The sequence below is a fragment of the Lyngbya aestuarii BL J genome (genome assembly GCF_000478195.2).
In the GTDB taxonomy this organism is placed as follows: domain Bacteria; phylum Cyanobacteriota; class Cyanobacteriia; order Cyanobacteriales; family Microcoleaceae; genus Capilliphycus; species Capilliphycus aestuarii.
Genome location: NZ_AUZM01000007.1, coordinates 62,661 through 77,029 on the forward strand (window position 1 = coordinate 62,661; position 14,369 = coordinate 77,029).

Consider the following 14,369-nt stretch of genomic DNA (forward strand, 5'->3'; position numbering starts at 1 on the left):
GAGTGCGTTATGATACCGTAAAGGAGTACGCTGGAAATATAACCAGACTAATAATACATTAATTAAGCGCAAATGGAAAGCGAAACAATGGTTCTGTTATCGAGTCGTGAAATTGAAAAAATGCGTCAAGCGGGACGTTTAGCGGCTCAACTGTTAGATCATCTAGAACCGATGGTTAAACCGGGAGTTAGTACCCTCGAAATTAATGATGAAGCCGAACGTTGGACAAAAGCTCACGGCGCTCACAGCGCTCCTTTAGGATATCATGGCTTCCCTAAATCTATTTGTACGAGTATCAATCATGTCATTTGTCACGGTATTCCTAATGCTAAACAAATTCTCCAAGACGGAGATATTATCAATATTGACGTGACTCCGATTGTAGATGGCTATCACGGCGATACTTCTAAAACATTTTTTGTGGGTACGCCTTCTCCTGTGGCAAAAAAATTAGTAGAAGTCACCTATGAATCGATGATGCGGGGAATTCAAGCGGTTAAACCCGGGGCTAGAATTGGCGATATTGGTGCTGCTATTCAGGAATATGCAGAATCTCATGGATTTTCTGTAGTTCGAGATTTTGTGGGTCATGGGGTGAATACCACCTTTCATACAGCGCCCCAAGTTCCCCATTATGGAAAAGCCGGGAAAGGAAAAAAACTGCGTCAGGGAATGGTTTTTACCATTGAACCGATGATTAATGAAGGGACTTGGGAAGCAAAAGTTCTCGAAGATGGCTGGACTGCGATTACAATAGATGGTCAACTCTCTGCTCAGTTTGAACATACTATTGCTGTCACTGATTCTGGTGTAGATATCTTGACCCTACCAGATTAGACTGTTTTTTCAGAGTAGGGTGGGCAATGCCCACACTACAATTATTATTTATATTATCGGTAATTCGTCTAACATTTTCGCCAGTAAGTTTAAACAACGTTCTCCAAAAATTGCGGAGAATAGCCCAACCGTTAAGGGTAAAATGATAGAAAGACTAATTTGAGTCGGACTCCACGCGGCTAAGTTTCCCGAGAGTCCCCCGTAGGAAAACGGAAGCAACAGGGGAAACAAACCAATGAATGCTCCGATGAGAAAATGAATGATAATGGTCTTGAATGGGCGTTGTTGAGAATTATTTTTAGGTGTCATCGAACTGTTTTTAATGGACTTCAAGATTAATCTACAATTTCTGACTGATATTTTCCGAAGAGAATAGATAAATTAATACCGTTGTCGATATTGCAATTGTGGGGATTAAAAACCCGGTTTCTAACAGAAAGTTGGTTTTTGGAATGTACCTGACTGACACCGGATACCGGACACCTGACACCCATCTCTATTAATAGCGTTGTTGATATTGTAGTTCTGAAAATGTCACCTTAAAAGTGGTTCCTTCTCCTCGAATGAGTTCAATATGTCCTTCAAGCTGAGTGGTTAAAGTACAAATCAATTCCATTCCCAAAGACTCAACATTCTGAAAATCGAGATCGGCGGGAAAACCAATACCATTATCTTTAATAGTCAGTGTGACTAAACCTTCAGAACTTTGATGGAGTTTTAGCCAAACCTCACCCGTCATTCCATTGGGAAAAGCGTGTTTAAAAACATTAGAGACTAACTCATTAACAATTAACCCGCAGGGATGAGCGGTTTCAATATTTAAGAAAATGGGATCAACTTCTGCTTTAAACTCTACTCGTTCATCAATATCACTATAAGATTCTAGCAAATGATCGATTAATTGTTCTAGATACTCTCCAAAGTTAATTCGGGATAAATTTGTTGATTGATAGAGTTTTTCATGGATTAACGCCATTGAAAAGACTCGGTTTTTGCTATCTTCTAAAGCTTGAATAAATTTAGGCTCCTCAAAATAATCGGATTGAAACTCTAACAAATTGGCGACAACAAATAAATTGTTTTTCACCCGATGATGAATTTCTTTGAGTAAAACTTCTTTTTCTCTTAGAGAGTTCTTTAATTGTAATTCTGCTTGCTTACGATCGCTAATATCGCGATAAATCCATAGATGTCCTTGAGATTGTTGATCAATTTTTATCGGAACATAATCTCGTTCAAATGTTCCTTGATCTGAGGCTTTTAGTTCTTCATTGATGACAATTTCTCCTTGATGAATAATCTCTTGATATCGTTGGATAAATTGGGATTGATCGGAAAACAAATGTTGAGAGTCCTCAGTCAAGTTAGAAAAATTATGTCTGATCAGAGTTTTAGGATTCTCTTTTATTTTTAACAAATCACAGAAGGTTTGATTCGCTAAAACAATTTGCTGATTTTCATCTTCTACCAAAACTCCCAACTGTAAATTTTCAATCAGGGTGCTGAGGTGAGAAGTGGTTGCTTGCAGTTGTTCTTCTATTTGTTTTTGTTCAGTAATGTCAATTCCGACTAAAATTGCTGCTCGATCTTGATTGTATTTCTGAGCAACAAGTAAATAAAATCGGCTTTCATTCTTAACTTGGACTTCTAAAACTCGTTGACGATTATGACTATTCCGATCTTTGAAAAACTGAATAAAGAATTGGCTAAACGTAGACGAATAAGAATCTAAAAATCCAATTTTTTGACCGATAAAATCTTCCGGAGATAACTTCATCGCTCTTGCGAGTTGGCGGTTTACTCCCAAATAATGAAGATCGGAACTAACCCAAGAAACAAACCCCGGAACGGCATTGAGAACCGCTTGTAATTGTTCGTTTGTCGCTTTTAGCTGTTGTTCGGCTTGTTTACGATCGCTGATGTCATAGTTAATCCCCGTCATCCGTACAGCTTCACCTGCTTGATTGCGTTGAATAATAGCATCGGCTTTGAGGTAGTAAGTCGAACCATCAGGATGCCTAACTCGAAATTCAATATCATAGTCCTTTTGCCCTCGTAATGCTTGTTGAATTGCAAAATCTGCTCGATCTCGATCCTCAGAATGCACTCTCTGTTGCCAACCTTCATAAACATTCCCGAACTCTGAGGGTTTAATTCCATAAAGTTCATACATCCGCTCATCCCAAGTTAAAACATTATTGACAAGATCTAATTCCCAAATTCCAATATTTCCAGCTTTAATCGCCAGTTGCAAGCGTTCAGAAAGCTTAATTAGTTGTTTTTCTGCTTGTTTGCGATCGCTAATATCAATCCAATACCCAATAATTTCTAAGGGCTGACCCGCAGCATCTCGGACTAATTTCATTTGATCATAAATCCAACGATACGTCCCGTCACCCTTTAGAAAACGGTATTCGTGACTGTAATATCCTTGCTCAAATAAAGGAGCTAATCCGATAGTTGAAATGCGGGAGACATCATCAGGATGAAGATGCTCAAACCAGAATCCCGGTTGGAGAATTTCTGAAAATTCATAACCCAAAACAGTTAAAGCATTCTCACTGACAAAGGTTGTGCGGTAATCTCCTTTGGCTTCAAGACTGTAGAGAATACCCGGACTCGAAGACAGCAAATATTGTAATCGTTCCTGACTTAATAATAAAGCTTGTTCTGCTTGTTGACGTTCTTGTAATTCGGTTTGTAGCTGTTTGTAGAGTTGAGATTGTTTGATAGCAATTGCCAACTGACTAGCGAGTTGTTTGAGTAAATCAATATCTTTGGAGAGCCATTGTCTCTGACTCGAACAGTGATGAACAATCAACAATCCCCAGAGTTTATTTTCTTGAATAATCCCCACTGCAACTTTAGCTTTGACTTGAAATTGCTGTACAAATTCTACCAAACAAGGTAAAACTTCATCCTGTTCCATATCAGAAATAATGCCAACTTTACCCTGAATATAATCGTCATATATTTCTGCGGGGAATGTTTCTTCGGGGAAGGTTTGATCGAGGATAGCAGTCAAATCAGGATTAACCGCTTCTGCAATCGCCTCTCCAGTTCCATCTGAATAGATCCGATAAATCAAGGCTCGATCGGCTTCTAAAACCTGCTTAACTTCGGTAACGGTTGTATTAAGAATTTCATTGAGTTCTAAAGATTCTCGAATCCGTTGAGTTACGGTTTTGATGAGTTGTTCTCGCTCTAGCTGTTTTCGCAGTTCTTCTTCAGCGATTTTTGACTTGGTAACATCGTTTTGAATGCTCAAATAATGGGTAATATTTCCCCGTTCATCGTAAATTGGCGAGAGGTTTAATTCATTCCAAAATAAACTCCCATCTTGGCGATAATTACGAAGTATAACCGTACAGCTTTCTTGATTTTTGAGAGCCTCCCGTAATCGCTCAAGTTCCGGTTGATTGTTATCCGATCCTTGCAGAAAACGGGCATTTCTCCCGACAATTTCTGAGGCTGAATATCCGGTGATTTTTTCAAAAGCGGGATTAACAAAAATAATCGGGTAATCTTCTAAACGAGCATCGGCTAAAACAATTCCATTGCTACTGGCGGCGATCGCTTTTTCACTCAACCGTAATCGTTCTTCTGTTTGTTTGCGATTGGTAATATCCGATGCAGCACCGAGGGTTTGTTTGGGTTTTCCCTCTGGGGTACGAGCAAAGATGGTATCTCGACTGAGTAACCAATGCCAATTTCCCTGAACATCCCGCACTCGATACTCAATTTCAATAATCTCATTATCCTTAGCGGTGTCAAATTTGAGGTGATGATCGGGAAATTTGGCTAAATCTTCGGGATGAATAATATTCAAAAATAGTTGATCGCCCATGGCTTGAATTTGTTGGCGAGTATAACCCAAGATAATCTCGATTTCTCGGTTAACATAAATATTCCGTTGCTCGATAATATCGTAAATATAAATAATATTTGGTGTCGCATCAGCAACACTTTGGATAAAGTGCTGACTTTGTTGAAGTTCTGCTTCAGTTTGTCGGTGTTCTCGAACTTCTTTTAAGAGTTGCTGATTAGTTTTTTGTAATTGAGCGGTGCGTCGTTGTATCCTTTCTTCTAACTGTTGATTGAGACGTTGGAGGGCGAGTTCGGCTTGTTTGCGTTCACTAATATCGGTAATTGTCCCCACATAACCGACAATCATTCCGGTGGGATTGCGTTCTGCTGTGGCTTGAGCATAAACCCAGGCTGTTGTATGATCAGGACGCTGAAACCGATATTCACACTGAAATTGTTTCTTGTGTTGAGCCGCTTCATAGCATTGGTGAAAAACCCGTTCTCGATCTTTGGGATGAATGGCCCGACTCCAACCGCTCCCCAGCGCTTCAGAGGAACTCAACCCGGCGATCTCGCACCACCGTTGGTTCACATAGAGACATTCCCCTTGATTGTTGGTATGAAATATCCCCACAGGAGAGACTTCGGCGAGGGTGGCGTAGCGTTTTTGGCTGGTTTGTAGCTGTTGTTCAAACTCTTTGCGATCGGTAATATCACGGGCGACAGCATAGACGATGCCTTCTTCAAGCGGTGTTGAAGTCCACGATAACCAACGATAGGAACCGTCTTTACATCGGTAACGATTTTTAAAATTCCGAGAGGGAATTCCTTGGGTTAAAATTTCTAACTCGGATTGGGTTTGATCTCGATCTTCGGGGTGAACGAAGTTAGATAAGGGTTGAGATAATAGTTCCGCTTCACTGTAGCCCAATAAATTTGTAAATTGAGGATTGATGCGCTTAAAATAGCCATCTGCTCCGGCTATACAAAATAAATCAACAGACAGATTAAAAAATTGATTGAATTCTTTTTCTGTGTCTAATCGTTCGATAGTAGAGGCGATAATATTGGCGATCGCTTGTAAAAAGTTGATGTCGTCGGGGGAGAAACTTCGCGCTTGGGGGGAGTGAACGCCTAAAACTCCAAAGGGGCGTTCTTTTCCTGCAATAATTACTGTCGCCCCACTGATAATCCCTGCATTGTGAAGCAGAAGAGCGCCTCGAAAGCGGGTTTCTACTCGTAAATCTTCAACGATCACGGGTTTACCTTGGCTGAGGGTGTAGCCCGCGATCGTTTGGGAACTGGCGGAGATCGTTGCTTGTTTGATTACATCAGGAAACCAACCCACTCCGTTTCTGAGTAACAATGTCGCTTCGTGAGGGAGGAGTTCAAAAATTTCGCTGTATTGAATGTTTAGGGTTTGAGCGACTAGAGTAACGGCTTCGGTGAGTAAAGGATCGAGTTGAGTTTGACAAATGGCTTGTTGACTCAGTTGGGCGATCGCTTCTTGTTGTTGGGTGCGAATTCTCAGTTGGGTTTCGATTTGTTGCTGTTTGAGAAATTCTTGCTTTTCGAGTTCGAGTTGACTGACTTTTTCCTGTAATACTTCAACAACACTATACAATTCAATCGGATTGAAGACTGAAAGTAAGCAGCTAGTCGTCAATAAACCCAGAAGTTCGCCCTGAACTCCTGTTACGACTAACTGACGAATGTTCTGTTGTTGCATTTGTTGATGAGCGCTCAACAGACTATCACTTGTTTTCACACTAAAAAGCGGCGTACTCATCACCTCTTTTGCTCGGAGGCGATCGCAATTTAAACCTAAAATCTGAAACTGAACAATATCTCGCTCGGTGATCATCCCAACTGGAATTTTTATGACTTTGTGATCCTCAGCACAAGTTTGAGTCTCAGTGATCACAATACAACTCACTTGGTGTTGAACCATCAACTGGACAATCTCTAATACTGAAGCCGTTGGAGGGGCATCAATGACTTGAGAATTCATCACCTCACCCACAAAACGCAATTTCAAGAAATTGGCTGGTTTAAGGGCTTTGTTGAGGCTTGCTTGGGTGATCACTCCTAATAGTTGAGCTTGATCATTGACAACGGGAAGATGACGAATTATATGCGATCTCAATTGTGACAAAGCTGTGAAAAATCCCGGGTATTCAGCCTCATGTAAAACCTGAACCTGTGGACTCATCACTTCACCCACAGAAGCTTGAGAAAGGTTTTTTCCAAAAGCAGTTAGCCGCACGATGTCTCGCTCTGTTAAAATACCAACTAAGCGATTATTTTCCATAACCAAAGCATAGCTATGGTTTTCTGCTGGCTGGACAGAAGTATTCTGAGAACTCGAGGGTTGAGGTGAGTAAGGATCTTCACGATGATTCATACTCGCCAAAGCCTCTAAAACCGGAGTTTCTGGCGCAACCACGAGGGGATGACAGTCTAGAATTTCTGCCAAATTATCCCAATTTTGGGAACAGATCGGTACAGGGTCGGGCTGTATGAGCATTGTTATTCTGTATCGTGTTGATAAGTTAAACTTAAAGGTATATTATCTGATCTAGTTTAATCTTAACTTGAGCCAACATTCAAGCTACCGATCAACTCGGGGAGGTAACAAATTATAAATTTAATGAGTGAAACTTGAACTAGAATAGAAAAAAAGTTTGAGGCGGCTCAGTCGAGAGCTATTGAGGAAAAAGTCGATTAGCTGTTCTCTCTCTCTAGAGAACCCATTTTTAATCTTTATCCTGAGCGTTAGATTGAAGCAAAATTTAGACTTTCATAGAGAGCAATCTATCAAGTGAGATTGTAGTTAATTTTATTCAATCTCTAAAATAATCATTTTTGAAAAAACTCAAAATCGAATCAATGATGATAACTTGACCATGCTAGATCCACAAGATGACAATCAAGATCATAATCATCCCACCTCTATTGAGGAGTTACAAGAAAAAATCAATCAACTTGAAACTGACAAAAAACAGATGATCCAACAACATGATCAACAAATGAAACAACTCGAAAAGGAGTTAAACAATCTAAAATCACGCTTTATTACAACAGTTTCTCACGAGTTTAGAACTCCACTAACAACGATTTCATTTTCCGCCGGACTTCTCGAAAACTACAGCAACAAAATTTCTGAGGAGAAAAAGCAAACCCATTTTCAGCGGATCAAACAAGGAATTGAGCAAATGACCAGTTTGTTAGAAGATACTTTAATTATTGGAAAACTAGATTCAGGTAGTCTAGAGATCAATTTCACTTCTGTCAATCTCGAAAAAATTTGTCGTGTTCTAGTCGAAAAAATGCAGCAAAAAACCAATCAGCATGAAATCATTTTTAGTGTTCAGGGTACAAGTTATGACGGAAAATTCGATGAAATGTTACTCAAACAATTAATCAATCACTTACTGTCTAATGCGATTAAATATGCTCCAGAGGGGGGTGAGATCAAATTTGAGCTAATCTGTGAAAATCAGCAAGCACTCTTCAAAATTCAAGATCAAGGTATTGGAATTCCGAAAAGCAATCTTGATCGCTTATTTACTAATTATTATCGAGGGACAAATATTGGTAACATCTCAGGAACGGGTTTGGGATTATCTTTAGTTAAACAAATAGTAGACTTACATGACGGTAAAATCACCATTGAGAGTGAAGAAAATCAAGGAACTAAAATTATAGTGATTCTCCCCTTAAATGCTGATCAACAGAGTTAGGAATCAGAAATCAAATTGATCAAACAGTTCTATATTATTTAGCTTAAAATTCTCTAATGTTGTCAATCTCAAGAACAATGACTAAAATTTTAATCATAGAAGACGAAGAAATGATTAGAGCTAATATTAAAGAGTTACTCGAAGTAGAAGACTTTGAGGTTTGGGAAGCTGAACATGGAGAAATCGGTATTCATCTGGCTCAAACTCACGAACCGGATTTGATTTTATGTGATGTAATGATGCCTATCCTAGATGGATATGAGGTTTTAGAACAATTGCGTTGTCATCCGTCAACAGCCACAATTCCCTTTATATTTATGACGGCTTTATCAGATCGAACTAATATCCGCAAAGGGATGGAACTTGGTGCTGATGATTATATTAGCAAGCCCTGTACCTCTACTGAACTTTTAAAAGCCATTACGGTGCGGCTTGAAAAAAATTCTAGAGTTAAACAATATTATCAAAATCAAGTCCAGAAAGTTCAAGAAGAATTTAAGAAACTCATCTACATTGATCCGATCACAAATTTACCTAATCGTTTAGCACTCAGAGAACAATTTGAGGAAGTTAAAGCCAAAATTACTTCAGAAAAAACCCAATTAATTCCAGTTATTTCAGTCAATATAGATCGATTCAGACGAATCAATCAAGCCTGGGGATCTGATTCTACAAATTGTCTTCTCAAGGCGGTCGGAGAACGAATGAAAAATCAGTTCTGTTCAAAGGCAAAAATTTCTCACTTAGATGAAGAAAAATTTATTCTTATCTTAGAAGTCCAGGAGGAGGAAAATACTGTTTTTAAAATTGCTAAAAATATCTTAAAAAACTTGTCTTTACCCTATTTTATCTACGACCAAGAAATTTTGATCACCTTTAGTCTTGGTATTGCTTTTTATTCTCGGGATGGAGATGAAATTGATGATCTCCTCCATTGTAGTCAAATTGCAGTCGATTATGCCTATAAACAGGGCGGAAATCGCTATGAGTGTTATCAGGAAATATGGACAACCAAAGATGATGATCAAATTGCTTTAGAAAATGACCTGAGACGAGCATTAGAACAAAATGAATTTCAGCTCTATTATCAGCCTAAAGTAAATCTGAAAACAGGTAAAATCATCGGTGCAGAAGCTTTGATTCGGTGGATACATAGCAAACGAGGATTTGTTTCTCCGGCGGTTTTTATTCCCTTAGCTGAGGAAATAGGCTTAATTGAACCGATAGGAGAATGGGTGCTGAGAACGGCTTGTAGACAAACCAAAACCTGGCATAAACTTGGCTTAGAAATGCTCCAAATTGCTGTAAATTTATCTGGGCGTCAGTTCTATCTTCCCGATATTCGCCAAAGAGTTTTAGAAATTTTATTAGCTGAAGGTTTACCCTCTTGTTGTTTGGAGTTAGAATTAACTGAAAGTTTTTTAGTCGAGCATGAAGACAGTTCCATTCAAAAACTCAATCAACTTAAAGGGCTAGGATTGCAAATTGCAATTGATGACTTTGGAACCGGATATTCTTCTCTCAGCTACTTACAACAATTTCCCTTTGATGTGTTGAAATTGGATCGGTGTTTTATCCAAAATATTGATCAAAATCCCAAAAATAAAATTATCGTTGAAGCGGTGATCAAAATGGCTCATCAGCTTAATTTAAAAGTGGTTGCAGAAGGAGTAGAAACAACTGCCGAACTTAATGTATTGCAACAATATCAGTGTGATATTATTCAAGGTTATTTATTTAGTCGTCCTATACCTGCTCAGGAGTTTCAAGCTTTAGTAGAAAGCAATAAAAGCTTAACTCTATAATCAAAATCATGCTTAAACTTTCAAGGAAGCTAACAAAATGACTAAAGTTTTAATTATAGAAGATGAAGATTCAATTCGAGAAAATATTGCCGAACTTTTAGAGATTGAAGAATTTGAAGTTGAGACAGCGATTAACGGAATTCAAGGATTACAACAGGCAAAAAAGAGCATTCCTGACTTGATTTTATGTGATGTAATGATGCCAAAACTTGATGGCTATGAAGTCTTAACAGAATTAAGAAAACAGCCAGAAACGGCTAATATTCCCTTTATTTTCCTCACGGCTAAAGGCGAACGAAGCGATTTACGACAGGGGATGAATTTGGGTGCAGATGATTATCTCACGAAACCTTGTAGCAGTAAAGAATTGTTAGAAGCAATTGTCGCCAGACTGCAACGAACCGCTCAACAACAAGAACAAATTAAACAATTAGAACGTTATGATCAACTCACAGGTTTACTTAACCTCCAGGCTTTAGAAACCGAAGGTTATTTACAACAAGCGATCGCCAAACGAGACAAACAGAAAAATCTAGTTCCGTTTTTATTACTCGGATTAGATCGATTTAAACGGGTTAATGAAGCGATTGGTTATCCCAATGGAGATTTAATTCTTCAACAGTTAGCCCAACGATTAAATCAGTTTATTCAATCCATCGAAGGCACTATAATTGCTCGTTTAAATGGGGATGAATTTGGGATAATTTTACCCCCAGTCGCTCAGACTTCTGAAGTTGAAGATCTGACTCAATCTTTACTCAATTTAGTTAGTGAACCTTTTAATATTAATGGAAAACGGATTCCTGTTACCACAACAATTGGAGTTGCTTTTTATCCTTATGCTTCCACCTTAGAAGAATTACGGCGACAGGCGGGTATTGCGATGGGAGAAGCCAAAAAACTGGGTAGAAACCGCTCTCAAATTTATAGTCGTCCCCTGTTTGGTTTTGATCGATCTCAACAATTTCAATTAATATCAGATTTCCGTCAAGCTTGGGAACATCAGCAATTAAAAGTTTATTATCAACCGAGAATTGATCTTCGTAGACGAAAAATAGTCGGGGTGGGAACTGCTATTTATTGGTATCATCCCCAATTGGGAGTGATTTCTCAAGCTCAAATTTCAGATTTAATGGCTGAATCCGGTTTAACACTAACCCTGAGTGAATGGATGCTTAAAACCGCAGTTAAACAAGCTCAAATCTGGCAAAATTCCCGACTCTCTTTAGACGTGGCAGTGCCGTTTCCAGAATCATTATTCACGGATCAAAATATGATTCAAAAACTCATTAATCTTTGTCAAGAATTTGGGAACAATCCATCTAGTTTAGAGTTAGAGATTGATGCTGATCTGATTGCCCGTGCTAAAAATTTGAATGCGATCGCCGCTCAATTGATCAATATCAAACAAATGAAAATTAAAATAATCATCAGTCAGTTTAATTTAGAACATACGACGATTAGTTATCTAGGAGAACTCTCTATTGATAGCATCAAACTTGATTCTAGGTTGCTACAAACCCTCTCACCCAAATCAACTGTAATTGATCTGATTGCTTCTATTGCTAAACGTTTAAAGCTGAAAGTCATAGCAGATGGAGTCGAAACCGACGAACAACTAATCTTGTTGAAAAAGCAAAAATGTGATCAGGCACAACAAGTCTCATTAGTATCAGCTTCAGAGCTTCAGAGTTTATTGAGAAAATGATCTATTTTATAATTAATTATTATGTACATATAATCTATTTTTAATCGAAGATCTTATACAATATATACATCTATCAACATTTTATTAAGCCGAGCGCAATGATTAACTATGAGCGAAATTAAAGTTTTAATTGTTGAAGATGAACTATTAATTGCTAAAGGATTAGCTCGAAAATTACAAAAGCTAGGATATACAGTGGTTGGTATTGTGTCTTTCGGTGACAAAGCCTTAGAGCAAGTTAGAGAAACTCAACCCGATTTAGTCTTAATGGATATTGTCATCAAAGGCGAAATGGATGGAATTGAGACCGCAGAAAAAATTAATGAATGCTTCAATATTCCGGTGATCTATGTCACTGCTTATGCGGATGATAGTACCCTAGAAAGAGCCGAACAAACAGGGTCTTATGGCTATATATTAAAACCCTACAAAGATCGAGAACTTCATGCGACTATCAAGCTAGCATTGCGAAAACATCAAACCCAACTCGAGATGCAAAAAAATCTAGCCAATGTGCAGTTAAGCAAAGAAGAAAAATCTCGACTCCTATCAATAGCTTCTCACGACTTACGAACCCCTTTGTCAGCAATTCAGATGTCGTCTGACCTCTTAGAAAATTATGATCAAAAACTGACAAGCGAGAAAAAAATAAAACACTTTCAACGCATTAAATCTGCGATCAAAAATATGAATCAGTTACTCGAAGATGTGCTGATGTTGAGTCTCACAGAGTCAGGTAAAATGGTTTTACAACCTGCACCTTTAAATTTGAAACAGTATGGCTCGGATTTAATCGACAATTTTCAAGTGTTACTCACAGAAAAACATCAGCTAGAATTTAACTGTAACTGTAATTCTGATCAAGATATAATGTTAGATGAAAAGCTTCTCAATCATATATTAGGAAACTTACTTTCTAATGCGATTAAATATTCTCCCGAGGGTGGCACCATTCACTTTGATCTAATTCAAGAGTCCCAAAAAGTTATCTTTCGAGTTGGAGATGAAGGGATTGGACTTCCCCCCGAATACAAAGCAAAACTCTTTCAAAGCTTTGAACGGGCGGCTAATGTGGGTGATATCAAAGGAACGGGACTGGGTTTGTCCATTGTTAAACAAGCGGTAGACTTACATAGAGGTGAAATTAGCGTTGAGAGTGAAGTCGGAAAGGGGACAACCTTTACTGTAACGATTCCGGTGCTTGAATCTTCGGAAAATCTGAGTTAAAGTGTTGATAGACTAGAACTCGTAGAAACTTATTCATTCGTTGTCTACAAGTTTTGATTTTACCCTGTATCTTTCTTCTCAAAAAATCTTAAACGTTATGAGTAAAATTTTAGTCATTGAAGATGAGTTTGCCATTCGAGATAACATTATTGAACTGTTAGAAATTGAAGATTTTGAAGTCTTCAGTGCAGAAAATGGCCGCATTGGATTTCAACAAGCCAGCGAACATTTACCGGATTTAATCTTATGTGATGTGATGATGCCTGATCTCGATGGATATGGGGTTTTGAGTGCCTTACGTTCCAACCCAACCACTGCAACAATTCCTTTTATTTTCCTCACGGCTAAAGCAGAACATACTGATATACGCCAAGGAATGGGGTTAGGAGCAGATGACTATTTAACCAAACCTTGCACCGCAGAAGAATTATTAGAGGCAGTCAAAACTCGCCTAAAAAAGCAGGAAATCTTTGAGAAGCAATCTCAACTCAAACTCGATGAATTGCGGCGCAGTATTACCCATTCTTTACCCCACGAACTGCGAACACCTTTGAATGGAATTTTGGGAAATACCGAATTATTATTGTTAGAGTTAGAAGATCTCGATGTTGATGAGATGCGAAAAATGTTGGAAGATATTCGCACTTCTAGCCAACGCCTCAATCGTCTGATTATCAACTTTTTACTCTATGCTGACTTAGAACTAATTTCCGCGAATAACCAAAGAATTCAAGCTTTACAAAAGAGTTCAGTGAGTTCTGTTGATACGCTCATTTCTGATGCAGCTAAAGAACAAGCCAGACTGTTTAATCGAGAAACAGATTTACAACTAAAACTGCAAGACTCCCCTGTAAAAATAGCAGCTACCCGACTCGCTAAATTAGTTGAAGAATTGGTGAATAATGCTTTTAAATTCTCTGAACCCGGTACACCTGTTTCGGTTAAAACTGAAGTCAAAGATAACAAATTTGTTCTTTTAGTCAGCGACAAAGGACGAGAAATGACACCCGAAGAAATACAAAAAGTAGGTGCTTATTTACAGTTTGAACGCAAGCTTTATGAACAACAAGGCTCTGGAATGGGTTTGAGTATTGTTAAGCGTTTAGTCGAGTTACACGACGGGAAACTCATCATTGAAAGCATACCCAATAAAGAAACAACTGTACGAGTTGAACTGGCGATCGCTGCAAACCTTTGAAGCTGTTAAGTGGGAATGGTTCGAGATGAATTCATTCACCTGAT

The 14,369-nt window shown here is 38.4% G+C and carries 8 protein-coding genes; 6 read left to right on the forward strand and 2 right to left on the reverse strand.

What is annotated here, in order from left to right:
* The first annotated feature begins 72 nt into the window (after positions 1-72).
* A complete protein-coding gene (gene map / locus M595_RS04905) occupies positions 73-837 on the forward strand; it encodes a type I methionyl aminopeptidase (RefSeq protein WP_023064991.1) in 765 nt (254 codons plus the stop codon).
* Positions 838-885: 48 nt separating this feature from the next.
* Here the strand turns inward: map and M595_RS04910 are convergent, their stop codons facing one another.
* Together M595_RS04910 and M595_RS04915 are read right to left on the reverse strand one after the other, a co-directional pair.
* Entirely contained in the window at positions 886-1,146 is a 261-nt protein-coding gene (locus tag M595_RS04910) for a hypothetical protein (protein ID WP_023064913.1), read from the reverse strand.
* 190 nt (positions 1,147-1,336) lie between these two features.
* Complete coding sequence (locus tag M595_RS04915) at positions 1,337-7,171, reverse strand: PAS domain S-box protein (RefSeq protein ID WP_040483600.1); 5,835 nt, start codon at positions 7,169-7,171, stop codon at positions 1,337-1,339.
* Positions 7,172-7,550: 379 nt separating this feature from the next.
* Here M595_RS04915 and M595_RS04920 point away from each other — a divergent pair, with 379 nt between their 5' ends.
* The 5 genes from M595_RS04920 (at position 7,551) to M595_RS04940 (ending at position 14,325) form a co-directional block, all read left to right on the forward strand.
* On the forward strand, positions 7,551-8,387 hold the full coding sequence (locus tag M595_RS04920; protein ID WP_023064981.1) for a sensor histidine kinase: 837 nt from the start codon (positions 7,551-7,553) through the stop codon (positions 8,385-8,387).
* A gap of 77 nt (positions 8,388-8,464) precedes the next feature.
* Positions 8,465-10,192, forward strand: a complete 1,728-nt coding sequence (locus M595_RS04925; protein ID WP_023064957.1) for a two-component system response regulator — start codon at positions 8,465-8,467, stop codon at positions 10,190-10,192.
* Positions 10,193-10,229: 37 nt separating this feature from the next.
* Entirely contained in the window at positions 10,230-11,900 is a 1,671-nt protein-coding gene (locus tag M595_RS04930; protein ID WP_023064903.1) for a two-component system response regulator, read from the forward strand.
* Between the two features lie 108 nt (positions 11,901-12,008).
* Positions 12,009-13,127: a hybrid sensor histidine kinase/response regulator gene (locus M595_RS04935; protein WP_023064940.1), complete on the forward strand. Its 1,119-nt coding sequence runs from the start codon at positions 12,009-12,011 to the stop codon at positions 13,125-13,127.
* 97 nt (positions 13,128-13,224) lie between these two features.
* The gene (locus M595_RS04940) at positions 13,225-14,325 is read left to right on the forward strand and encodes a hybrid sensor histidine kinase/response regulator (RefSeq protein WP_023064949.1); all 1,101 of its coding nucleotides are present in this window, start codon (positions 13,225-13,227) and stop codon (positions 14,323-14,325) included.
* The last annotated feature ends 44 nt before the right edge of the window (positions 14,326-14,369 follow it).